The sequence below is a fragment of the Actinoplanes palleronii genome (assembly GCF_016862315.1).
GTDB lineage: Bacteria > Actinomycetota > Actinomycetes > Mycobacteriales > Micromonosporaceae > Actinoplanes > Actinoplanes palleronii.
The window spans coordinates 58,807-81,223 of the sequence record NZ_BOMS01000026.1; the positions used below are offsets into that span (position 1 = coordinate 58,807).

23 protein-coding genes are annotated in these 22,417 nt (G+C 71.5%); 8 read left to right on the top strand and 15 right to left on the bottom strand.

Annotated elements, in window-relative coordinates; translation table 11 throughout:
• Positions 1-229 precede the first annotated feature (229 nt).
• Together Apa02nite_RS10150 and Apa02nite_RS10155 are read left to right on the top strand one after the other, a co-directional pair.
• A complete protein-coding gene (locus Apa02nite_RS10150) occupies positions 230-913 on the top strand; it encodes a response regulator transcription factor (protein ID WP_203824810.1) in 684 nt (227 codons plus the stop codon).
• 68 nt (positions 914-981) lie between these two features.
• Complete coding sequence (locus Apa02nite_RS10155; RefSeq protein ID WP_239164226.1) at positions 982-2,358, top strand: HAMP domain-containing sensor histidine kinase; 1,377 nt, start codon at positions 982-984, stop codon at positions 2,356-2,358.
• 296 nt (positions 2,359-2,654) lie between these two features.
• Here Apa02nite_RS10155 and Apa02nite_RS10160 read toward each other — a convergent pair whose 3' ends face one another.
• Entirely contained in the window at positions 2,655-3,416 is a 762-nt protein-coding gene (locus Apa02nite_RS10160) for an SDR family oxidoreductase (protein ID WP_203824812.1), read from the bottom strand.
• 101 nt (positions 3,417-3,517) lie between these two features.
• Here Apa02nite_RS10160 and Apa02nite_RS10165 point away from each other — a divergent pair, with 101 nt between their 5' ends.
• The 3 genes from Apa02nite_RS10165 to Apa02nite_RS10175 all read left to right on the top strand — a co-directional run bounded on the left by Apa02nite_RS10165 (position 3,518) and on the right by Apa02nite_RS10175 (position 7,171).
• Positions 3,518-4,429: a helix-turn-helix transcriptional regulator gene (locus tag Apa02nite_RS10165; RefSeq protein ID WP_203824813.1), complete on the top strand. Its 912-nt coding sequence runs from the start codon at positions 3,518-3,520 to the stop codon at positions 4,427-4,429.
• A 199-nt stretch (positions 4,430-4,628) separates the two neighbouring features.
• Positions 4,629-5,888: an L-fucose:H+ symporter permease gene (gene fucP / locus Apa02nite_RS10170; protein ID WP_203824814.1), complete on the top strand. Its 1,260-nt coding sequence runs from the start codon at positions 4,629-4,631 to the stop codon at positions 5,886-5,888.
• A complete protein-coding gene (locus Apa02nite_RS10175) occupies positions 5,885-7,171 on the top strand; it encodes an ABC transporter substrate-binding protein (protein WP_203824815.1) in 1,287 nt (428 codons plus the stop codon). Before fucP ends, Apa02nite_RS10175 begins: the two co-directional genes overlap by 4 nt.
• Before the next feature lie 142 nt (positions 7,172-7,313).
• Here Apa02nite_RS10175 and Apa02nite_RS10180 read toward each other — a convergent pair whose 3' ends face one another.
• Genes Apa02nite_RS10180 through Apa02nite_RS10190 form a run of 3 tightly spaced genes read right to left on the bottom strand, consistent with a single transcriptional unit; the run spans position 7,314 to position 9,765 of the window.
• Complete coding sequence (locus Apa02nite_RS10180; protein ID WP_203824816.1) at positions 7,314-7,787, bottom strand: hypothetical protein; 474 nt, start codon at positions 7,785-7,787, stop codon at positions 7,314-7,316.
• The gene (locus tag Apa02nite_RS10185) at positions 7,784-9,424 is read right to left on the bottom strand and encodes an alpha/beta hydrolase (protein WP_239164227.1); all 1,641 of its coding nucleotides are present in this window, start codon (positions 9,422-9,424) and stop codon (positions 7,784-7,786) included. The genes Apa02nite_RS10180 and Apa02nite_RS10185 overlap by 4 nt, the downstream gene beginning before the upstream one ends.
• On the bottom strand, positions 9,421-9,765 hold the full coding sequence (locus tag Apa02nite_RS10190; RefSeq protein ID WP_203824817.1) for a hypothetical protein: 345 nt from the start codon (positions 9,763-9,765) through the stop codon (positions 9,421-9,423). The genes Apa02nite_RS10185 and Apa02nite_RS10190 overlap by 4 nt, the downstream gene beginning before the upstream one ends.
• A 296-nt stretch (positions 9,766-10,061) precedes the next feature.
• Here Apa02nite_RS10190 and Apa02nite_RS10195 point away from each other — a divergent pair, with 296 nt between their 5' ends.
• Entirely contained in the window at positions 10,062-10,439 is a 378-nt protein-coding gene (locus Apa02nite_RS10195; protein WP_067699586.1) for a hypothetical protein, read from the top strand.
• A gap of 117 nt (positions 10,440-10,556) precedes the next feature.
• Here Apa02nite_RS10195 and Apa02nite_RS10200 read toward each other — a convergent pair whose 3' ends face one another.
• Together Apa02nite_RS10200 and Apa02nite_RS10205 are read right to left on the bottom strand one after the other, a co-directional pair.
• Positions 10,557-11,333: a hypothetical protein gene (locus tag Apa02nite_RS10200; RefSeq protein WP_203824818.1), complete on the bottom strand. Its 777-nt coding sequence runs from the start codon at positions 11,331-11,333 to the stop codon at positions 10,557-10,559.
• 86 nt (positions 11,334-11,419) lie between these two features.
• Complete coding sequence (locus tag Apa02nite_RS10205) at positions 11,420-11,650, bottom strand: hypothetical protein (RefSeq protein WP_067699589.1); 231 nt, start codon at positions 11,648-11,650, stop codon at positions 11,420-11,422.
• 194 nt (positions 11,651-11,844) lie between these two features.
• Between Apa02nite_RS10205 and Apa02nite_RS10210 the strand changes: the two genes are divergently transcribed.
• A complete protein-coding gene (locus tag Apa02nite_RS10210; protein ID WP_203824819.1) occupies positions 11,845-12,402 on the top strand; it encodes a hypothetical protein in 558 nt (185 codons plus the stop codon).
• 64 nt (positions 12,403-12,466) lie between these two features.
• Here the strand turns inward: Apa02nite_RS10210 and Apa02nite_RS10215 are convergent, their stop codons facing one another.
• Together Apa02nite_RS10215 and Apa02nite_RS10220 are read right to left on the bottom strand one after the other, a co-directional pair.
• Positions 12,467-13,075, bottom strand: coding sequence for a response regulator transcription factor (locus Apa02nite_RS10215; protein ID WP_203824820.1), 609 nt, complete (start codon positions 13,073-13,075; stop codon positions 12,467-12,469).
• Positions 13,076-13,150: 75 nt separating this feature from the next.
• Positions 13,151-14,275 carry a hypothetical protein gene (locus tag Apa02nite_RS10220; RefSeq protein WP_203824821.1) on the bottom strand — a complete coding sequence of 375 codons (1,125 nt, stop codon included), beginning with the start codon at positions 14,273-14,275 and terminating at the stop codon, positions 13,151-13,153.
• Between the two features lie 138 nt (positions 14,276-14,413).
• Between Apa02nite_RS10220 and Apa02nite_RS10225 the strand changes: the two genes are divergently transcribed.
• Positions 14,414-15,628 carry a WD40 repeat domain-containing protein gene (locus Apa02nite_RS10225; protein WP_203824822.1) on the top strand — a complete coding sequence of 405 codons (1,215 nt, stop codon included), beginning with the start codon at positions 14,414-14,416 and terminating at the stop codon, positions 15,626-15,628.
• A 93-nt stretch (positions 15,629-15,721) separates the two neighbouring features.
• Here the strand turns inward: Apa02nite_RS10225 and Apa02nite_RS10230 are convergent, their stop codons facing one another.
• From Apa02nite_RS10230 to Apa02nite_RS10260, 7 genes are read right to left on the bottom strand one after another with little or no spacing between them, the layout of a single operon-like run.
• A complete protein-coding gene (locus Apa02nite_RS10230; protein ID WP_203824823.1) occupies positions 15,722-16,681 on the bottom strand; it encodes a hypothetical protein in 960 nt (319 codons plus the stop codon).
• 59 nt (positions 16,682-16,740) lie between these two features.
• A complete protein-coding gene (locus Apa02nite_RS10235; RefSeq protein WP_067699595.1) occupies positions 16,741-17,451 on the bottom strand; it encodes a putative glycoside hydrolase in 711 nt (236 codons plus the stop codon).
• Entirely contained in the window at positions 17,448-18,416 is a 969-nt protein-coding gene (locus Apa02nite_RS10240) for an NAD-dependent epimerase/dehydratase family protein (protein WP_203824824.1), read from the bottom strand. Before Apa02nite_RS10240 ends, Apa02nite_RS10235 begins: the two co-directional genes overlap by 4 nt.
• Positions 18,413-19,726 carry a nucleotide sugar dehydrogenase gene (locus Apa02nite_RS10245; protein ID WP_239164228.1) on the bottom strand — a complete coding sequence of 438 codons (1,314 nt, stop codon included), beginning with the start codon at positions 19,724-19,726 and terminating at the stop codon, positions 18,413-18,415. The genes Apa02nite_RS10240 and Apa02nite_RS10245 overlap by 4 nt, the downstream gene beginning before the upstream one ends.
• A 38-nt stretch (positions 19,727-19,764) precedes the next feature.
• The gene (locus tag Apa02nite_RS10250; RefSeq protein ID WP_239164229.1) at positions 19,765-20,757 is read right to left on the bottom strand and encodes a glycoside hydrolase family 191 protein; all 993 of its coding nucleotides are present in this window, start codon (positions 20,755-20,757) and stop codon (positions 19,765-19,767) included.
• A gap of 11 nt (positions 20,758-20,768) precedes the next feature.
• On the bottom strand, positions 20,769-21,668 hold the full coding sequence (locus Apa02nite_RS10255) for an NAD-dependent epimerase/dehydratase family protein (protein ID WP_203824825.1): 900 nt from the start codon (positions 21,666-21,668) through the stop codon (positions 20,769-20,771).
• Positions 21,665-22,393, bottom strand: coding sequence for a sugar phosphate nucleotidyltransferase (locus Apa02nite_RS10260; RefSeq protein ID WP_203824826.1), 729 nt, complete (start codon positions 22,391-22,393; stop codon positions 21,665-21,667). Before Apa02nite_RS10260 ends, Apa02nite_RS10255 begins: the two co-directional genes overlap by 4 nt.
• Positions 22,394-22,417: the final 24 nt, after the last annotated feature.

Below are 22,417 nucleotides of genomic sequence, written 5' to 3' on the forward strand. Positions count from 1 at the left end.
CGCCGATCTGGCAGTTCTCGATCCGCCTCGCGGCCCCGGAATACTGCCGGGCCACCCCGGCGGGGTGCATCCCGTCTGGTGACAGGTCGCCGGCCTGCTCGGTGAAGGTCCAGCCGTCGTGCATCCGTGAGCACGGCAAAGCGGCAGCGTCTTTAATACTGACCTCAGGTTGATCGGGGAGGATGAGCGTCGAAGGCATCGATCAGAGGGGTGGGCGGGCGTGCGGATCATGATCGCGGATGATGAGGCGGCCATCCGTGAGTCGCTGGAGCGGGTGCTCCAGGTCGAGGGGTATGACACCAGCACCGTCGCCAACGGTCTCGCCGTACTCGACGGGGTCGCCGGGGCCGGCGGTGACACGCTGGATCTGCTGATCCTGGACGTGATGATGCCCCGCCTCGGCGGGTTGGAGACCTGCCGGCGGTTGCGGGCGGCGGGCCGGGATCTGCCGGTGTTGATGCTGACCGCCCGGGATCAGGTCTCCGACCGGGTCGCGGGCCTGGACGCGGGCGCGGACGACTATCTGCCCAAGCCGTTCGCCACCGAGGAGTTGCTGGCCCGGGTGCGGGCCCTGCTGCGCCGGCGCGCGCCGGCCGGCGGGGAGTCGCCGGTCCTGTCGTTCGCCGACGTGCGGCTCGATCCCGACCGGTTCGAGGCGTGGCGTGGCGGGCGGTCGCTGCGCCTGACCCGGACCGAGTTCTCCCTCCTGGAGGTCCTGGTGCGCAACGCGACCCGGGTGCTGAGCCGCGACGCGCTGTTCGAGGCGATCTGGGGTTTCGACATGAGCACCACCGCCAACAACCTCCAGGTGTACGTGAGCTATCTGCGCCGCAAGATGGAGGCCGAGGGTGAGCCCCGGTTGATCTACACGCTGCGCGGACTGGGATACACGTTGCGGGAGACTCCTCCGTGACCAGGTCCGGGGGCCGGGGGCCGCGTCGGTGGATCCGGTGGTGGCGCCGGCAGTCCTTGCGGACCAGGATGACGGTGATCGCGGCGACCGCCATCGCGGTCAGTGTGTTCGTGTCCTTCCAGGTGGCCAGCGAGCTGATGGACCGCAAGCTACGGGCCACCGCCGCGGATCAGCTGTACGCCGACTCCCGCGTCCTGGCAGCCAACGCGGAGCGCGCCGGTCTGGCGCAGGTCCCGCTGCCGCCGTACCCGGGATCCGGCAGGCTGGTGCGGGTCATCCTGCCCGACGGTTCGACCCGGACGCCGGTCGGCCAGCCGGCGCTGCCCCCGGTCAGCGAGGACGCCCGGCGCGTGGCGCAAGGCGCGGCTACCGACCTGCTGGAGTCGACCGACTGGAACGACGGCTACCGCGTCTACACGCTGCGGTCGGGCGACGGCGCGGTTCAGGTGGCCGACCTTGCCGACGACAGCCCGATAAACGAGTTCGGGTTCGGCATGCTGTTGATCGGGCTGTTCTGCGTGGCCGGTGGCGCCCTGGTCGGGCGGGCCGTGGCCCGGACCGGGCTGGCACCGATCGACCGGCTGACCGCCGCCGCGGTACATGTCGCGCAGACCCGGGATCTCGACGCCGACATCCCGGACGAGGGCGGCGGGGAGATCCGGCGGCTGACCCAGTCGATCAACAACATGCTCACCGCGCTGCGGGACTCCCGGCAGGCCCAGCGGCTGCTCGCCGAGGACGCCGCGCACGAGCTCAAGACCCCGCTCACCAGCCTGCGCCTCAACGTCGAGCTGCTGATCCGGCTCGATCGGCGCGGCACCCTGGACAGCGCGCTGCCGGCGGAGAGCCGGACCCGGCTGCTCCACGATCTCGGCGCCCAGCTGGCCGAGCTGAGCACCCTCGCCGCCGAGTTGACCGAGGTGGCCCGCGGCGATGTCAGCGACGAGAGCACCGAGCTGATCGACCTCGCCGACGTGGTGGTGGCCGCCGCGACCCGGGCCCGTTCGCGCATGCCCGACATCGAGGTCACACTCGACGTGAGCTCCGTGTGGGTGAGTGGGCGGCCCGCGGCGCTGCAGCGGGCTGTGCTCAACCTCATCGACAACGCCGGCAAGTGGTCCCCCGCGGACCAGCCGGTCCAGGTCCGGCTCTTCGCCGAGGGCGCGTGGGCGGTGCTCGAGGTCGACGACGGCGGCCCGGGTATCGACGCCGCCGACGTACCGCGGGTTTTCGACCGGTTCTACCGTGCCGACAGCGCCCGGGCGTTGCCGGGATCTGGTCTCGGACTGTCGATCGTGCAGCGGGTCGTCGACGCCCACGGCGGCCGGGCCGGCGCCGCCCGCTCCGCACGCGGTGGCGCGCTGCTTCAGGTCGGCCTTCCGGCCGCCTCCCCGCCCACCGCGAGCGAGTGGTTGACCGCCGGGGAGGACACCGCGGTGCGCTGATGCGCCTCCGGGGTGCGGAGGGCGCGGCCGCCGACCGGCCGCGGAGGTCGTCGGCGCCGGTGTCCTACGGGTCGCTGCCGGCCTGCCCGGGACGCCGCACGAGACTGTGCCGCCGGGTGCTGCCCGGCCTTTGAACCTGCGCTGGCGGCAGGCCCCGGAAGAGACAAGGATGCCGGCTTCGACGCGGCGCCTTGCCTGCGTCGCCGGGGGTGCCGCGCGCTTTGACGGTCGATCAAGGACAGGAGCGGACGCGCGGGTCTCGCGGTCTCGAGATGGCAAAGCCCGCCTCGGTGTGGTCAGGCCTGCGGTGTCGGCAGAGCGATCACCTGGCGCAGGTTGACGTGGCGCGGCCGGGAGACGACGTACCCGATGAGGTCGGCGATATCGCCCGCACTCAGCGCGGGCATCGCCTGGAACATCGCCCCCAGCTGGGCGGAGAGCTCGGTGTTGTCGACGTGTCCGCCCAGCTCGGTGTCGGTCAGGCCGGGCTCGATGTTGGTGACCCGGACCGCCTCCGCGCCCAGCTCCGTGCGCAGCGAGGCGGAGAGGTGGGTGAGCGCCGCTTTGGTGGCGGAGTAGACGGCGTACTGCGGGAAGAGGGCGTGCGCGCCGATGGAGGAAATGTTGACCAGGTCGGCGGTGCCGCCGGCGGCCGCGGCGGCGCGCAGCCCGGGCAGGAAGGCGCGGATGACGCGCAGCGCGCCGGTCAGGTTGGTGTCGATCATGCGGTTCCACTCGTCCTCGCGGCCGTCGCCGATCGGGTTCGGCAGCATCACCCCGGCGGCGTTGACCACCAGGTCCGCCCGGCCGTAGGCGGCCTCCACGGTGGCGGCCGCGGCCGCCACCGAGACCGTGTCGGTGACATCGACGGGTACGGCCAGCGCACTCCCGCCACCAGCGGTGATCTTGGCGGCCACCTCGTCCAGGCGGTCCCGGCGACGGGCGAGCAGGGCGACCCGGGCTCCGCCGGCGGCGAGCAGGAGTGCGGTCGCCTCGCCCATGCCGCTGGCGGCTCCGGTGATCACGGCGGTCCGGTCGTGCAGCTCGTAGTTGTTCATGGCCACAGCGTCTGCCGGTCCGGGATCCGGCGGCAGGGCTGCGCGTTACCTAGGTCTGGCAGAACCAGGATCCGGTTCGGGGCACAGGGCAGACTGTGGCCATGACAGCGTCCCCTGCACCAGGCCGCGAGACGGACATCGGCGCGTTCCTGCGTGCGCGGCGCGCTGGCGTCCGGCCGGAGGAGTTCGGGCTGCCGGTGCTGGGCCGCCGCCGGGTGCCCGGCCTGCGCCGTGAGGAACTGGCTCAATTGGCCGGGGTGAGCCCCGATTATTACGTCCGGCTGGAGCAGGGTCGTAGCCATCACGTGTCGGAGTCGGTTCTGGACGCCGTGGCCCGGGTGCTGCGCCTCGACGGCACTGAACGCGAACACCTGATCAACCTGGCCCGGTCCGCCGGCGCCCGGTCGCGTCCGGCCGGGGCGCCTCGCCAGCGGATCCGTCCCGGCGTACGGGTGCTGCTCGACATGATGCAGACGGTGCCGGCCTTCGTTCTCGGCCGGCGCCTGGACGTGCTCGCCTGGAATCCGCTCGGCGACGCGGTCAACGGCTTCAGTACCTGGCCGGCCGGGCAGCGCAACGTCGTCTGGCGTACGTTCCTGGACCCGCGGGCCCGGACGTTCTATCGGCAGTGGAACACCGTCGCCGCCGAGACGGTCGCCTTCCTTCGTCTCGACAGCGGGCGCCACCCCGGCGACCCGCAGCTGACCGCGCTGGTCGGCGAACTCTGCGTCACCAGCCCGGAGTTCGCCCGGCTGTGGGCGGCCCAGCAGGTCAAGGACAAGACATCCGGCGCGAAGCTGCTGCACCACTCGCTCGTCGGTGATCTGGACCTCGCCTTCGAGACGCTCACGTTGCCGGGCGAGCCCGACCAGATGCTCGTCACCTACACGGCGCCACCCGGCAGCCCGGCCGGGGAGCGGCTGCAACTTCTGGCGAACTGGACGGTGCCGGGCACCTTGGTGGCGAAGTCATCGGCGCCGAGCACCGGTGATGGCGCCGATGCGAGCCTCTAGACATTGATGAAGGTGTGCAATGAGGTGCTTTTGTCGTTGATGGCCTGAATGTATTTCGTGCCGTTGTGGGCGAAAGCGCCCGCTCCATACTTCCGGAGGACGTGACGGGCTTACGGTCGGTGGTATGGCCGGAATCACACCAGCGCCCCCGCGGGACGACGTCGAGCGGCCGCGGGCCGAGCCCCTGGTAGGCAGGGGGATGATCCCCCTCTTCATCGCCCTGATCGGCTGTTTCACGGCTTGGGGCATCGCGCAGGACCTCACCACGCCGATGGTGGCCGGCTTCCAGCGGATCTTCGACATGAGCACGTTCCAGGCGTCGCTCGTCCAGCTCGCCTATTTCGGGGCGTACTTCCTGCTGGCGTTGCCCGCTGCGCTGATCAACCAGCGGTTCGGTTACAAGACCGGGATTCTTACCGGCCTCGGACTCGCGGCGCTCGGCGCCTTCCTCTTCTACCCGGCCAGCAAGATCATGACGTACGAGGCCTTCCTCGTCGCGTTGTTCGCGATGGCCGCCGGCTGCTCGATCCTGGAGACGTCCGCCAATCCGTATGTGATGTCGCTCGGACCGGAGGGGACCGCGACCCGGCGGCTGAACCTCGCACAGGCCTTCAACCCGCTGGGGACGGTCATCGGCGTTCTGCTCGCCTCCACGCTGATCCTGCCCAAGCTGGTCGACCCCGTGGACGTTGCGACGCTGACACCGGAACAGGTGCACGCCATCCGCGCGGGTGAGCTGGGCGCCGTGATGGGGCCGTACCTCGGTCTCGCTTTCCTTTTGTTGATCATTGCCGTCACCATCGCCGTCCAGAAGGCGCCGACGATCATCGAGGAGTTCCCCGACGCCGGGTCGCACACTGGCGGCACCGGGCATCTCTTTCGCGTCCTGTGGCGCACCAAGCGGTACCGCTTCGGGGTGATCGCCCAGTTCGCGAACGTCGCGGCACAGGTGTGCACCTGGACCTATCTGATCCAGTACACGCAGCAGGCCCTCGGTGGGAGCTTGCAGAAGGGCGGGTTCTACCTGCTGATCAGTCTCCTGGTGTTCCTCGGCTCGCGCTTCCTGATGACCTGGGTGATCGGCCGGGTCCGGGCCACCAAGGTGCTGGCCGCACTCGCCGCACTGGCCGTGCTGCTGTGTTTCTTCGCCATGGCCAGTCCCAACATGGCGGGCGTCATCGCCGTTGTCTCCCTCTCCTTCTGTCTGTCGCTGATGTTCCCGACCATCTACGGCGTCGCCCTGAGAGGACTGGGACCGGCGACCAAGTTCGGTGCCGCCGGCCTGGTCATGGCCATCGTCGGTGGCGCGATCATGCCGCTCGTGCAGGGCCGTCTCGTGGACAGCACCAGCGCTGCCTTGTCGTTCATCGTCCCGGCCGCCTGCTTCGCGGTGGTCGGCCTCTACGCCGTCTACGACCTGCGGGCGGCGCCGAGCGAGCACATCGGGAGCCTGACATGAGAGCCGCGCGCCGGGCGGTGGCGGCCGTTGTGGTGCTGACCCTGGCCGTGAGCGCCTGCGGCGGGCCGGACCCGTCGGATGCCACCAAGGACACCGGTGACCTCGAGGTGGTGTCGTGGTGGACCTCCGGTTCGGAGGCGGCCGCCCTGGACACGCTCCTGGCCGGCCTCCGCCAGGCGCATCCGGGAGTCGAGGCGGTCAACGCCGCGGTCGCCGGTGGGGCCGGCTCCGAGGCGATCGTCGAGCTGGCGGACCGGCTGCGGCGCCGCGACCCGCCGGACGTGTGGCAGACCTTCGCCGGCGAGTCGGTGCAGGGATACGCGGAGCGTGGCGTGGTCCGCGAGGTCTCGTCCGTGTTCAGCACCGGCGACCTGGACACCCGGATGCATCCGACGATCCTCCGGTCGCTGATGCACGACGGCAAACCGTACGGCGTCCCGACCGGATCGCATCGCGGCAACGTCTTGTGGTTCAACGCTCCACTGCTCGCCCGCGCCGGGGTGACGGCGCCCTCCGGGGTCTACTCGCCCGCCCAGTTCCTGGCCGATCTGCGCAGGGTCGAGGAGTCCGGGGCCACGCCGCTCTGCCTGGGCGCCGGGGATCCGTTCACCACCGTCGAGCTCTTCGAGAACGTGCTGCTGGGCACGATCGGTGCGGCCGGCTGGCACGACATGGTCGACGACCGGCTCGACTGGCGGGGCGATGCGGTGCACACCGCGCTGCGCTCGTTCGGCGACCTGCTGGCCTACGCCGACCCCCAGGCCGACGGCATGACCTGGGACGCGGCCACGAAGAAGCTGGCCGGGGGCGGGTGCGCGTTCGAATCCATGAACGACTCGGCGTACGGCGAGCTGCTCGCGGACGGGGCCCGGGAGGGCGCCGGCTTCGGGGCCGTGCCGTTCCCCGGCACCGGCGACAACTACCTCGCGGTCGTCGACGTCTTCGTGGCGGCGACCGAGGCGGACAACGCCAAGAACGCCCTGGCGTTCCTCGGCGGGATCAGCGACCCGGCGACCCAGCTGGCGTTCAGCCGGGCCAAGGGATCCGTGCCGGTGGTCCGCGACGTCGATGTCGCGGCCCTTCCCCCGTACCAGCGGGAGGCGTCGCGGAGCCTGTGGAACTCGCCGGTGCTGCTGTCCGTCACTCACGGCGAGGCGATGAATCCGCAGTTCCAGGAGGGGTTCTACGACGCGGTGTCGACGTATGTGCGCACCCGTGATCCCGACGCCTTCGCCGACACCCTGGAGGACGCCGTGTCCCGGGACCGGAGGCTGCCCCGCTGATCCGACTCTCCGAGAAATCATTGGCGTCCATCGCATGGCACGAACGCATCGACGGGGCCGAACGGCACCACGACGTCGCGCTGATCGAGGAACACGGCAAGCCGGCCATCCGCCAAGGTCACGGCAGGTCGGTGAACAGTTGTCAGGGTCGCTCGTAGCAGGGGGAATGGATGAGGATCACGAAGCCGTCCGGGAGGGCCCGCTCGATGTCGAGGTCGTACCCATCAGGGGTTTTGGCGGCGACAACGCCGTCGTCCGGACCGACCGTGCGGTCGTCGGTGATGGTGTAGCCCTTCGCCTTCCACTCGGCTTTGACCTTGCCCAGCGACGCCAGGTGTTGATCCTTCCGGGGCGGGTTGACGTTGTAGACGCCCTGCACGGTGAAGATCTTGTCGCTGGTCTCGCCGCCGCGGCCGGTGCATCCGCTGGCGCTCAGGCTCGGGTTGAACAAGGGATTACCGACGAGCGACGCGATCGTCTCGGCGTGCTGCTGGATCTGGGCGTTCACGTCGTTCTCGGACTTGGATTCCACGTCGTCTCCTGAGCAGCCGGAAAGGATCAGCGCCGAGGCGGCCAGCAGTAAGGCGGCCGCTCGGCTCGTGCGGTGAACAGTCATCGCCAGTCCTCCGGAGCCTGACCGTTGTCGAGGAGGGTGACTTTGTTGTAGGCGCCGGCGAGGACACGAGCCTGGTTGTTCAAGCTGTCGCTGCCGTTCTCCCAGTAGTGGGTGTGACCGGACGTGTCGGCATTCCATACGTTGCCGCCGAAGGCCGGGTCGCTGGGGGCCAGGCCGTGTGTGGCGTCAGCCTTGGTCTCCGCCATCTCGACCAGCGGTGAGCTGTCCAGCAGGCCGTTGCCGGAGTCCAACCACGCACCCGCAGAAGCGACCGGGTCGCTGTCGGACGCGCCGGCCCAGACATGCCGCGGATCGTTCAGGAGTTGGCTTGCCGTGTCGACGTGCATGCCAGGACTACCGGCCACGACGATGTCATCAACGGGCAGGTTGCCGGTCTTCGCCGCCTCGCCGACCACGGTCGAACCGTACGAGTGACCCATCGCCACCAGGTGCCCGACGTCGCTGTCATGGGTGGCGCGCAGCCCTTGCATGAAGTTCAGGTAAGGGTCCCGGCCGTCCATGGCGCGATCGTTGCCGAGCACGGACAGGTTGTCCACGTCGGGAGCGTCGTAGCCGAGCCAGTAGACGGTCGAGACGTCGCCGACCTGACCCGGGGTGAAACCGTCTGCCGCCTTGTTCACGTCGAAGATCCGCTGAATGTTGCCCTCGGTACTGCCCAGAGTGGTGCTGAGCCCCGGCACCCAGACGCCGGTGTTGCGCGCGGTGTCGGGGTTGCCCATGGCGATGACCACCTTGCCGTCGCCCACGTACGCCGACGTGTCGAAGCCGAGCAGGAGACCTCGCGGTCCCAGCTTGCCCAAAGCCTGCTCGATCCCCTCGATGTGCTCGAGTCCGGATTCGAGCTGCTGTCGTTCGGTCCACATCAGCGAGGTACCCAGTCGATCTCGCAGATACTGCTTCTCCTGCTCGAGCCCGATCCGGTTGGCCTTGTCCCGATCGGAAGCCGGCACGCCGTCAAGCCAGCCGACCTCCCGTGGGAAGTCACGGATCGCCTGGTCCTGCTGGTCGCGGGTCAGACTCTCCCACCAGTCGTGTACCTGCGCCGGCGTCCTGCCTCCGAGACCGGTCACGTCGGTCCGGGTGATGGGCGGGCCGGCGGGCCTGCTGGTGGCTCCGGTCGGCGGGAGTCCCGACAGGGCCGTGACGGTCTCCTGATCCAGTGCGTTCGCCCGGGAGAGCAGCTCGCCCAACTGGCTGCGATAGCTCTGGACGAGGCCGGCCACTCTGGCTGCCTGAGCCGTGTCCGTCAGGTGGTTCGCCGACGAGACGCTGCCGGTGGACAGGTCGACGGTGAGTCCTTCGGCGGCGCACTCTCGCAGGATGTCGGCGAGCATGGACTGCAAGCTGATGATCGTGTCGGCGTGGGTACGCAGGGCCCGGCTGATCTTCTGGCACGGCTGGTAGGTGTTGCTCAGCTCCGTCCGCAGCGCGGCGACCCGCTCCTGAGCGGCGTCGCCGGTCGGCCAGACCGCCGCCAGGGGGTGGGACGCGCCGATGAAATTGTCCAGGCTCGAGTCCAGGCCCGCGGCTACCCGGTCCCAGGCGTCGGAGGCTTGCGTGAAACTGCTCGCGTTCGTGTCAGCCAGCAACCGCAGGGTGATACCGCTACTGCTCATTCGGCGTAACCCTGATGCGGCCCATGAGCTGGTCGCGGCGCAGGGAGGACCGCGGTGATCGAGTCGGCGGATTCCTGATCGGTGAGCTGATAGTTGATCGCGGCACCGATCATGCCGGCGCCGCACAGCCGAACCCGCTCGGCGAGGTCCTGCAGGTAGGCCGACCAGCCGTCGGCTCGCGTCCCGATCACCGCAGCCGCGGCCCACTGCGCGGCGACGCCGGAGACCGTGAGATGGGCACTCTCCTTGGTGACGGCGTCGCGAGCCGCCCCCGATGAATCCTGCACCTGAGTTCCTGTCCGGATCAGGCCCTCAACGTCGATCTCCAGGTTCGGCCGCATCCAGAAACTCCCCGTCGTCGATGCCTGAACAGCAGACTACGGTCCATCGGCGTTACCCGGTGGCCCGCCTTCGAGCCCGGCGGCAGGCGGACCTGATGTCCGGACTGTGGCGTCACGGCGGCGCGGATCGCACCCTGCCAGCAGGTCGCTGGCACCGACTCGTCATTCTGGAGGGGCAACACCGGCCACTGACTCCCCCGCCAGGGCCCGACCAGGAGAAGGCCGCCTCGCGGATCAGGGTGACCACCGGGGCAGCTACGCTGTGTCACCGACGTATCGAGGAAAAGAAGTTGCAGATGATCAATGTGCAGGAGTTCGCCCGCCGGCTCGGCACTCTCGGATCCACGACAGTGACCAGCGACGACATCGAGGACCTGGCGGATGCCGCGGGTGTCCGGGTCGACCCGGCGCGGGGTATCGACGCGGGTCAGGCGCAGCAGATGCTGAACCATCTCTCGCCGCCGGTGTCGGTCACCGGGAACGAGATCGTGGCGTCGACCTGGCCGCCGCCGACCGCATCGCGCCCGGTGGCGCCTCCGGTGCTGTTCTCCAGCCCGGGCGCCGTGGACGCACCGGCCGAGCTGCCGTCCCGGGCGTCGCGCAAATCCGGCCCGTCCCGCAACAACGGACGCCCCGACTCCCGCCGCTCCGACTCCCGGCGCTCCGGCCGATAAAGATCCGGCCGACAAGAGCCCGGCCGACAAGGGTCCGGGCCGATAGAGGTCCGGCAGGTAAGGGTCCGGCAGGCAAGAGGCGGGTAAGAGGCGGGTAAGAGGCGGGGCAAGGCGCCCTCAGGCCAGCTGATGGCCCCAGGTCAGGCGCAGCGCCGGGAGGGTCCAGTGCTCGTGGATCGGGCGCAGCCGGTGCTGGGCGGCTCGGTGCGCGGCGGCGACGGCCTCCGCCCGCGTCCGGTCGCGGACCACGACGGCACGCTGGATGTCGTCCCAGGCGGTCCCCTCGGCGGCGGTGGCCTGCTGGTGACACCACCGCCGGTGCTCCGCGACGGCTCGGAGCACCACGAGTTCCTGCTCGAGCGGGTGCAACTGCGGGTCCCAGCCGTCCCGGCCCGCCAGCGCGGCGGCCAACGCGGCGGTCGGCAGGTCGGCGCGGTGCACGGCGTCCCGGACGCTCCGGTGCAGGAACCGCTTCCGCTCCGCGTACTCGGCCGGGGTCCGCACGGCCCAGGGCGCGGTGAACGCCGCCGCGGCACGCCCGCGCACCACCTGCTCCTCGGCCGCCTGCCAGGTCAGCCAGGTGTCACCGGCGTGCTGCCCGGACTCGCGCCAGAGGTCCTGACGGAATCGGACAGCTTCGTCCGCTCGTACCGATGAAGCTTTGACCTCAGCAGCGAACCTTGCCGCCGCCGCGGCCTCGCGCCGGGCCTGTTCCCGGGCCTCGAGGTGGCAGCGCAGCACGTCCACGACCGCCATCACCAGCTGGCCCGGCCGGTGCACCGCCTGCGGGCTCGCCAGCAGCATCACCGCCGGGAACGCCGCCACCAGCAGCAACATCCAGGTCATCAGCAGGGTCATCGGTTCGCTCAGCAGTGTCTGCGGCAGAAAGTTCACCGGCGGAATCCTCACGGGAGACGAGAAAAAAGGGGGGCGGCCGACTCACGGCCGACAAAAAAGCTTTTCCGGTACGACGGAAGCGGTCAGGCGGCGGTGACGGGCGGCGCACGAGAGGCACCGGCCGCAGCGGTGTTCTGCGCCGTCAAGACCCGCGTGCGATCGGCGACCACCGATGCGGTCACCGCGTCGCCGACCAGGGTCCCGCTCACCCGCTCAGCGGGGAGGCCGCGCCACAACCCGGCGACAGCCAGCAGAACCACCACGAGAACGGGCAGGCAGCGGCTGAACACACCGCGCGCCACGTTCCCGATCATGTAGGACACGGTACGCAGCGGCGATCGCCGGGAAGGACCGACGCGCGCGGCTCCACCGGGTGACGTCGGCGCGGCAAACATGACGATTGTCAGCGGTCCCGATGACAGCGATCACTGGGTCGGACCCGCGCCGGCAACGAGGCTTGTCGATGACAGGTCCCACCCGAACGGATCCCTATCGGCAGGAGCGAACCATGATGACTCGGCAACGGCTCTCGATGATCGCAGCAACACTCGTCGCGGCACTCGGACTCAGTTTCACCGGCATGGGTACGGCCAGTGCCGCACCGAGCGCCCCGGCCGCGCCGCGACCGGTGGCCGCCCTCGCCACCCCGGTCACCGGGACGGCGGAGAACGGCGGCGCCTTCGCCGGCACCTTCACCCCCGCGGCGTTCTCGACGCAGAACGGCACCCTGCTGGCCACCGGGGTGCTGGCCGGAACGGTCACTGACGCGTCCGGCGCCACGCTCGGCTCAGTCTCCCGTACCGTCAGCATGCCCGTGACCGTCGCGGCAGCGACGTGTCAGGTGTTGAACCTGGTCCTCGGACCCCTGCACCTCGACCTGCTCGGCCTGGTGGTCGACCTGAACCAGGTGCACCTGCTGATCACCGCGGTGCAGGCGCCCGGCAACCTGCTCGGCAACCTGCTGTGCGCGATCGTCCACCTGCTCGACGGCACCCCGGCCGCGGGCGGGCTGGCCGCGCTGCTCAACGCGATCCTGGCCCTGCTCGGCCAGCTCGGCGGGCTCTGACCGGACCGACCGGCGCAGCCGCACCCCGCCAGGTGCGGCTGCGCCCTCGTCGCGGCCCGGCCGGTCACGGCAGCCAGCCGGCGCTCTCGGCGAGGCGGACCGCCTCCAGGCGGTTGCGGGCACCGGTCTTGTGGAGGATCGCCGAGATGTAGTTGCGGACGGTGCCGGCGCTCAGGTGCAGCTCGGCAGCGATCTCGGCGGACGGCACCCCGGACGCGACCACGCTGAGCACGGTCATCTCACGCGGGGACAGCGGGCTGCGCGGGGCCGCCACCATCGCCACGGCCAGGCCCGCGTCGATGGACCGTTCGCCACGGACCAGCCGGCGAATGCCGCTGACCAGCTCACACGGGGCGGCCCGGGTGCTGGCGACGCCGTCGACGAGCCGGCCGACCGCGCGGTTGAGCAGCACCGACTCGTCCGGGCCGGCCAGCGCCAGGGTGGCACACCCGGGTTGCTCGGCGGTGAGCCGCGCGAGGGTCTCCAGTCCGTCGCCGGCCAGCAGCGCGATGTTGACCACGACCACGTCGGGCTTCACCGCACGGGCCATGTCCGGCGCCGGGCCGAGCGCGCCCAGGTCGGCGACCACGTCGAGGTCGTCCTCCCGGGACAACGTCACGGCCAGGGCGCCGCGGAGCAGGGGCAAGGGTTCGACGAGCAGAATGCGGATCACGATGGCCTCCCAGCCAGGAACAGAGCTTCGGGGCGGCCGGAGACGATGCCGGCCGGTTTCCTGCGGGAGGGTCGGTCAGCTGGGAGGCCCCGCGTGGCGGACGGTGCGTCCGCACGCGAGAAGATCGATGGCCGCGCGGCGGCCGGCGGCCGCGAGCTCGGGCCACCAGGTGGAGGCGAGGGTGCCCATCACGGGCGCGGTGCCGCCGCCGGAGTCACGCGCCTGCCCGCCGGGGGTCGGGTGGCCGGCGGGCTGCGCCGGGAGCGGGGTCGCCGGGGACGGCGATGTCCGCAGTGGAGGATGCAGAGCCGGCGGCTCGGTCACTGGTGTTTGCCGTGCCGGCGGCTCGGTCACGCCGGGCAGCCCGGAAGCCGGCGCCTGCGCAAGCAGGTGCATCTGTGCGGGCACGGGCGGCCGGGGCGGCGCCGGGCCCGGCAGCGGCGGCAGGGCAGGGCGCTCCGGCAAGGTGGAGAGCTCGACCTGCGGCAGATCGGGCAGCGCGGGGACTTCGACCTGCGGCAGCGTGGGGAGTTCGATCGGCGCGAGGTCGCGCAGCGCGGTCAGGTCGGGCAAGGGAAGCAGCGGGGCGAGGGTCGGCAGCGGCTGCCGGGATACCAGCGTTCGCGCCGGGGTCACCGCGCCTCGGGCCGCCTCCTGGACCGCATCGGACAGGGTCTGACGAAGCTTCGATGTCCCGGCCCGCACTCGCCGGACCGTCTCACCGGTCCGGACCTCCGCCGACGGGATCTTCAGCGGCGCGTGGAGCTTCGGGGTGTGGAGCTTCGGGGTGTGGAGCTTCGGGGTGTGGAGCTTCTTTGCGGCCGGGGTTTTCGGTGCGTGAACCTCGGGCGTGGTGATCCTCGGCCGGTGGGTGCTCTGCGAGTGGACCTTCGGAGCGGACGGCTTCGGAACAGCCACCTTCGGCACGGACCGCGTCGGTGCGGTTTGCTTCGGTGCGGTTTGCTTCGGGACGGACCGCTTCGGCTCGTGGGCGATCTTGGTGACGTCGGCGGTCGCGGCCTTGACCGCGTCGGCCGGAACCGCTGTGCCGGGCAGCCGATCGGCCAGCCCCTCGTCGGCCCGCGCCGCGTGATCAAAAAGGGTCAGCACGAGATACGCCGCCACCGCCAGGCCGAGCAACACGAGCAGGCGGACACCGCGCCGGGTCACCCCGGGCGCACCGCGCTCTCCTCTCGCCACTCCGCACAGCATCACCATCTCGGGTACCCACTCCGGATGCGCTGACACACATCGATGGCACGGACCTGCCGCACCCGGCCGGATGAACCGCACCCCAGGCGTCGAACAACCGGACTAAAGGGTCTATACCGTGCGGAAATGACCAGAAGAAAAGATGTGACGACTACCGGCCGGGCCCTCGCCACGGCCACGATCGGGCTGCTCGCGCTCGCCGGCACCACCGTCGCGCACACCGGCCCGGCGTCGGCAGCCGCACCGAGCACCGGGCTCGTCGCGCACAGCCGGGCCACGGAGGCCGCCGCCGGGCCCCACGGAGTCGCGGGCATCCGCGCCCGCGCCGTGGTGGCCGGCGCCGCCGGGATGATCACCGTGCGCCCGGACGGGAAGGTGTTCGCCACGATGAGCCGCGGCACGGTGCGGCAGTGGAGCATGGCGACCGGTCACCGGGCCGGGCCGCGGCTCGCCGCCCGTACCGGGACCATCCGCTCGATCGAGTTCAGCCCGGACGGCACGCTGATCGCGGTCGCCGGCGACCGCGAGGTGTCGCTGTGGAACGCCACCTCCGGCAAGCGATCCGTACCGCCGCTGACCGGACACACCGGGCCGGTGCGCTCGGTGGTGTTCAGCCCGACCGGACGGCAGGTGGCCACCGCCGGCAGCGACGGCACCGTGCGGCTGTGGGACACCGGCACCGGCGACCTGCTGCACGTCATGACCGGGCACACCGGCGCGGTCAGCAAGGTCGTCTTCAGTACGGACGGCCGGTTCCTCGCGACCGCCGGCGCCGACGACACGGTACGACTGTGGCGCGCGAGCACCGCCCGGCCGATCGGCGAGCCGTTGACCGCACGCCGGGGCCCGGTGTACGCGATGACGTTCAGCCGCGCCGGTGATCTCCTGGCCACCTCGGACGCCGGCAACGCCGTACGACTGTGGGATCCGGCCACCGGCGAACCCGCCGGCACACCGCTGACCGTGAGCCCCGGACCCGCGTACGCGATCACGTTCAACCCCGGCGGGACGCTGCTGGCCACCTCCTCCGGTGACGACGCCACCGTGCGGCTGTGGGACACCGCGACGCACCGGCCGGCCGAGGAGCCGCTCACCGGCCACACCGGACCGGTGCGCGCCATGCGGTTCAGCCCGAACGGGAAGCTGCTGGCCACCGGGAGCGACGACGGGACCGTCCGGCTGTGGAACCCGGCGACCGGACGCCCGGTGGGCGCGCCGCTGACCGGGCACAAGGGGCCGGTCTGGGCCCTGCGGATCAGCCCGGACGACAAGCGCCTGATCACCGCGGGCGCGGACGGCAAGGTCCGGCTGTGGCGCCTGCCCGCCAAGGCCGCGCGCTGACCGTCGGGATGACGACCTCGCACCGTGCCCGTCCGGCGACGGGTACGGTGCGAGTCGCGAGCGAGTGCTGGCTGCCGGCCGGGGCTCAGGCCGTCACTTGCCGGGCCAGCCGCGGTAGCCGATGGCACCCTCGCCGACCCGCTGGTAGGTGCCGAGGAAGCCGGCGTCGGTGAACGCCACCGTGGCGGTGTTGCCGCGCTTGTCACGCCAGCTCGCCCGGGTCAGCGGCGCCGGGCCGGCGCCGATCGCCAGGGTGATGCCGTTGGAGTCGTGCCAGCCGCCGCCCCAGCCTTCCTCCGTGGCGAACCGGCGCGCCGCACCGGACGCCCGCCGGCGCTCGGTCAGCGAGCCGCGGAACTCGTGCGGTGCCCCGGCGCCGGCCGGCCGGCACCAGCCGTAGAACGCGTCCAGCTCGGCGGTGAGGGTGACCGCGTACTCCGCGCCGGTGGTGTCCGCCCAGGCCAGGTGCTCGAGCGAACTCTGCTCGCCGCGGTCCACGTACGCGATGACCTCCGGACCGGGCAGCCACGCCTCGTCGTCGTCATCGACGTCGGCCGGCAGCAGGCGGGTCTCGAACAGCAGCACCGGCGCCTCGGCCTCGCGCCGGTCGATGGCCCGCGCGGACCGGCCGCGGTCGAACACCGCGTCGACGGTGATCCGGTAGAGCCACAGCATGCTCGCGGCCTCGGGCGCGGTGGCCAGCCGGAGCTTGTTGGCCCCCGGCCGCAGCCGGCCGGCCGGGACGGCGAAGTCCATGTGCTGGGGCAGGTCACCGCCGCCCGGGATGCGCCAGTCGTGCACCAGGCACCGGTCGTTGACCGTGATGTCCAGCGGTGCGAAGCCGGACGAGCCACCCAGCTTCGACACCAGCGCCACGATCCCCAGGGTGACCTCACCGCCCGCGTCCGCCGCCGGGACGTCGAACGTCATCTCCACCGAGCCGTCGGCGTCCAGAGTGAGATGCCCGCCGCGAACGCCGCCCCGCTCGATGCGCAGGACGGCGTTCGCGGCCGGCGGCGGCTGCGCGGCAAAAGTCACATAGGTCGATTGCATCGCGCGATGCTATCCGCCGGGTACGACAGCCGATGGCGAACCACAGTGGAGCGTGGCGGTCACACCCGGGACAGTGCCCGGTCGCTGACCGCACAGTGCATGCCGAACTGCCGGGCCCGCCGGACGGCGAAGTCGGTCAGGCCGGGGCTGTCGGCGTAGTCGAGCGCGTACAGGTCGAGTTGCAGCTGCAACAGCTGCTCGGCGATCTGCGCGTGGAACTCCAGCACGTCCGGGGGCCACGGCGCGTAGCCGTCGTCGGTCCAGCGGGCCGAGAACGACTCGAAGAGCACCCCGTCGACCAGCTCGGCGAGCCGCGGCAGCATGCCGAAACCGCGGTTGGCCAGCAGGTAACCCGGCTTCACCTCGTTGCGGATCGCCGCGATCAGGGTGAGCAGGTGCGGCACGTCCTCCGGGAAGGTCAGCTCGACGTTGAGCTGGTCCAGGAACAGCCCGGAGAACCCGGCGTCCACAGTGGCCTTGGCCTGCTCGACCACGTGCGCCACCCACTGCGGGTGACCGACGTGCACGAACGCGCCGCCCCAGTCCTGGTTGCGCTCCGGGCGCTGCCACGGCGCGGGCGGGCCCTGGTCCTCGGAGAGCGAGAGGTAACCGAGGGTCTGCACCCCCTTCTCGGCGAGGTAGGCGAGCTCGGCCGAGTTGTAGAACTCCGGCTGCAGCACCACCTTCGGGTACTCGGCCAGGTCGGTGAGCCGGCCGGCGCCGTAGTAGAACCAGATCGGCGGGCGTCCGCTGCGCTCCGGCGACGTCATGACGGCCGCCCGTGCGCGCGGTACCAGGCGAACGTCGACCGGACGCCCTCCTCCAGGGTGACGGCCGGTTCGTAGCCGGTCAGCTCGCGCAGCCGGGTCAGGTCCGGGCAGCGCCGGTGCACCGAGCCGGGCGGCGCCGGCGACGCCTCGATCGCGGCGTTGCCGTCCGCCACCCGCAGGACCAGCTTGGCCAGGTCGCCGATGTTGGTCTCGTCCCGGTCGTTGCCGATGTGCACGATCTGACCGGCCGCCGCGGGCGCCGCCATCAGCCGCACCATCGCCTCGACCGCGTCGTCGACGTGGCAGAACGCCCGGTACTGGTCGGCGCCGGGCACCCGGAACGGGTCCTCGCCACCGGCCGCGCGCAGGGCCATCTCCGGGATGACGTGGTCGGCGCCCATCCGGGGTCCGTAGACGTTGTGGAACCGGCCGACGACCACGTCGAAGCCGCGGGCCCGCGCGGTGTGCAGGAACGCGGCCTCACCGAGCAGTTTGCTGACCGCGTACGCGAACCGGGGCGCGGTGATGTCCGAGATCATCGCCGGGACGTCCTCGGCGGTGGGCACCCCGACCACGCCGGCGTCCACCCCGCCGGCGTAGACCTCGCTGGTGGAGGCGAAGAAGACCCGCTCACCGGGTGCCACCCAGTCCAGCAGGTGCATCGCCACCAGCGTGTTCACCCGGACCACCCGGGCCGGGTCCTGTTCGACGTTGCGTACCCCCACGACGGCGGCGAGCAGGTAGATCTGGTCCCAGCCGTGCGGCAGGACCGCGTACGTCTGCGGATCGGTCAGATCCGCGGAGACCACCCGGACCGACGGATGGTCCCGCAGCGCGTCCAGGTCGGCGTCCTGCCGGCCACGGGAGAAGTCGTCGACGATGGTGACCTCGTGCCCGTCGGCGACCAGCCGCCGGGCCAGGTGCAGGCCGATGAAACCGGCGCCACCGAGCAGCAGGGCGGTCACGCGGCCACCTCCTCGTCGCGCGGCAGGTAGCCGAGACCGGCGTAACGGATGCCGGCCGCGCGGACCGCGGCGCCGTCCAGGATCCGCCACGAGTCGAAGATCAGCGCCGGACGGGCGCCGCCGAGCGCCTCGGTCACGTCGATGGCCCGGTAGTCGGGATGGTCGTTGATCACCAGGATCGCGTCGCTGTCGGTGAACGCCTTGTCCAGGCTCACCGGCTCGCCGCCGTACTGGCGGATGACGTCCGGGGTGACCATCGGGTCGTGGCCGGTCACGGTGATCCCGGCGGCCGAGAAGATCGGCATCATGGTGGCGATCGGGGTGCCGCGCATGTCGTCGGTGGGCGGCCACCCCTTGTACGCCCACCCGAGCACCGCCAGCCGGGTCCCGCGCGTCTCGCCCCGGGTCTCGCGGAGCAGCCGGACGACCGTCTCGGCCACGTGCACCGGCAGGAACTCGTTGAGCTCCCGGGCCCGCCCGACCAGGTACGGCCGGTAGTCCCCGGCGCTCTCCAGCATGATGTACGGGTCCTTGGAGAGGCAGCCGCCGCCGACGTACCCGGGCTTGGACAGGTCGGGCCGCGGATAGTCCAGGTTCGTCGCGCGCAGCACCTCGAGCGGGTCCAGCCCGTGCTGCTCGGCGATCAGCGCCACCTCGTTGCCGAACGAGTAGATCAGGTCGGTGTGGCAGTTGTTGGAGAGCTTCACCAGCTCGGCGGCCTCCAGAGTGGACACCTCGACGATGCTCTGCGCCAGCCCGGCGAAGAACTCCACGCCCAGCCGCAGCGACGCCTCGTCCAGCCCGCCGATCACCTGCGGCAGCTCGACCAGCTCGCGCAGCGCCTGGCCCTGGATGGTGCGCTCGGGCGCCATCACCAGCCGGACCTCGTCGCCCCACGCGGCGCGCAGCTCGGGCAGCACCACCGCGCGGCTGGTGCCGACCGGCACGGTGCTGCGCACCACCACGAGCGTGCCGGGCCGGCAGGTGGCCGCGACGGCCCGGGCCGCCGCCGCCAGGTTGGCCAGGTTCGGCCGGTGGGTGGCCTCGTCGACCGGTGTGGACACGCTGATCACGGCGACGTCGACGGTGTCGCGGGGCAGCTCCGCGGCGACGTGGACGCGGCGGCCCACCTCGGTCCGGAAGATCTCCTCGACGCCGGGTTCGAAGATGTGCGAGCGGCCCTGCGCCAGGGTCTCGATGACCTTCGGTGACACGTCGGCGCCGTACACCGTGAAGCCCTTGCCGGCCAGCGCGGCGGTGAGCGTGAGCCCGACGTAGCCGAGGCCGACGACCCCGATCGTCATAGGCATGTGGTCCCCCTTCGGATGGTGGTGCGGTGCCGTGACGGTCACGGGCACGGCGGGGCGGTGCGGTCGAGGTCGACCACGGTGACCGTCCCGGTGAATTTCTCGGCCCGGTACCGCGCGCAGGCGGCGCGGACGTCGGCGGGCCGGGTGGCGTAGTCGACGCTGAGCACGAACTTGCCGGCGTCGCGCAGCGCCCTGGTCTCGGCCAGGTTCTCGGCGCAGTAGTCCTCGGTGCACCGCTGGTCGGTGGCCTGGAAAAACAGCTCCTCCATGGCGATGCCGTCGATCGCGGCGGTGTAGCCCGGCTGGTGGCGCAGCTCCGGGGAGTTCTGCGGGACGATCAGGAAGTCCGGGCGCCGGTCCTTGGCGTACCGGCTGATCCGAGTGATCAGCCCGGCCATCGCCCGGGCCAGGGCGTCCCGGTCGCGGCCCTGCGCCGCCGTCAGGTCGATTTCCTCGTACGCCAGCGGGGTGTCCAGGTAGACCCCGTCGAAGCCGGCGCGCAACGCCTGATCCACCCGGGGCCGGACCACCCGGTCCCACCAGCGCTGATCCCAGTAGCGGACGAAGTACTCGCCCGGCCAGTCGGCCCACTCGTTGGCGATCAGGTCGGCGGCGTCGCGCCGCAGCACCGGGTACTCCGGCCGGAAGTCCTCGATGCTGCCGATCTCGAAGTACGCCAGGACCCGTTTGCCGGTGGCGCGCACCCGGTCGATCTCGGCGGCCGAGAAGTAACCGGTGTCCGCGTCCCGGGCCAGGTCGATCACGACGAGGCCGGCCGGGCCGGCGGCGAGCTGGTCGAGCCGGCCTCGGGGATAGTCCTGCAGCTGGTACGCCCAGGAGCCAAGCCCCGGCGGCTCGGTCTTCCTCACAGTCGGCGACGGCTTCGGCGACGGTGACCGGGATGGCACGGCGGACGGGGCGGTGGACGCCGCCACCGGTGCCGCCGACCTGCCGACCGGCCGGGTGGCCTGCACGATCCCGAGCACGACCACCGCCACCACCGCGACCGCCGTGACGACCAGCAAGGACACCCGGGCCGGACTCACACCGGCGCCCCGGTCGACCAGATGTCCTTGATCGAGGTGGCCAGGTCGACGGCCGGCACCCAGCCCAGCTCGTCCTCGGCCCGCCCGATGTCGGCCCGGATCCAGTCCACCGCCGCGGAGCGTTGCGCCCCGCTGCCGTGCTCGCGGATCTCCCCGGTGAACCCGGCCTGCTCGGCCAGCAGCTGCACCGCCGAGCGCACGGTCACCGCCTGCCCGCTGCCGGCGTTGTAGATCCGGCTCGGCAGCGCGGACGCCAGCACCACGGAGCGCAGCACGGCGGCCAGGTCCCGCACGTCGACGAAGTCCCGGTACGCCCCGAGCGGCCCGAGCACGATCTCCGAGGAGCCCAGCTGCGCCGCCTCGCGCAACCGCAGCTGCGCCCGGCCGAGCACGTTCTCACCGGACTGGCCGGGGCCGATCGGGTTGAACACGCGCACCGACACCGCGTCGACCCGGCCGGCCGCCGCGGCGAGCGCAAACAGCCGGGTGCCGGCCAGGTGACTGAGCCCGTACGCGCTGATCGGCTCGGTGGGGTCGGTCTCGGTGACCGCGTGCCCGTGCGGGACCACGCCGTACTCGCCGGCCGAGCCGAGCCGCACCAGGCGGGCGTCCGGCGCGGCCGCCTCGACCGCGTCCAGCAGTTTCGCCGCGACCAGGGTGTTGGCGCGGGTCAGCTCCTCGTTCGTACCGCCGAGCCGGCCGACGCAGCAGATCACCGCGTCCGGCGTGATCTCGCGCAGCAGGGCGATCAGGCCGGCCCGGTTGCCGTCGACCAGGTCGTACCGGTCCCGGCCCGGACTGATCAGCTCGGTCACGTCCGGATCGGCCTCCAGCGCGGCGCGCACGTGCGCCCCGATGAAGCCGGACGAGCCGAACAACAGCACTCGCGAGGTCATACCGGTTCCTCCTGACGCTGACGGAACAAGACGGGTTTGAGTTCGGCGAAGCTGCGGTTGACCTGGTCGTAGTCCTCGGGCCGGCCGATGTCGAGCCAGAACCCGGTGAACGGGTAGGTGTCCGGGCGCTCGCCGCGGGCCAGCAGGTCCAGCACCAGCTGGTCGAAGCCGAACGACCGGCCGGGCTGGTACGGCGCCAGCGTGCTCCGGGACATCCCGTAGACGCCCATGCTGACCTGGTAGCGCAGGCTGGGCTTCTCCCGGAAGCCGACGATCCGGCTCGACTCCACGTCGAGCACCCCGAACTCGACCCGGTGGGTGCGCTCGGCGATCGCCACGGTCAGCCCGCACCGGGACAGCTCGTGCTGGTGCAGCAGGTCGCCGTAGTCGAGGTCGGTCAGCACGTCGCCGTTCATCACCAGGAAGTGCTCGGGCAGCCGGTCCCGGATGTTGAACAGCGGCCCGACCGTCGACAGTGGCCGGTCCTCCTCCACGTAGTCGACCCGCAGCCCCCAGCGCGCGCCGTCGCCGACGAACGCCCGGATCAGCGCGCCGAGGTGGTTGATCGCCAGCGTCACCGACCGGAACCCGCAGTCGGACAGCTGGTTGAGGACGATCTCCAGGATCGCGTGGTGGTCACCGATCGGCATCAACGGCTTGGGCAGCGTGGTGGTGTACGGCCGCAGCCGCACCCCCTTGCCGCCGGCGAGGATCACCGCGTGCATAGCACATCTACCTCCCAGTCGGGA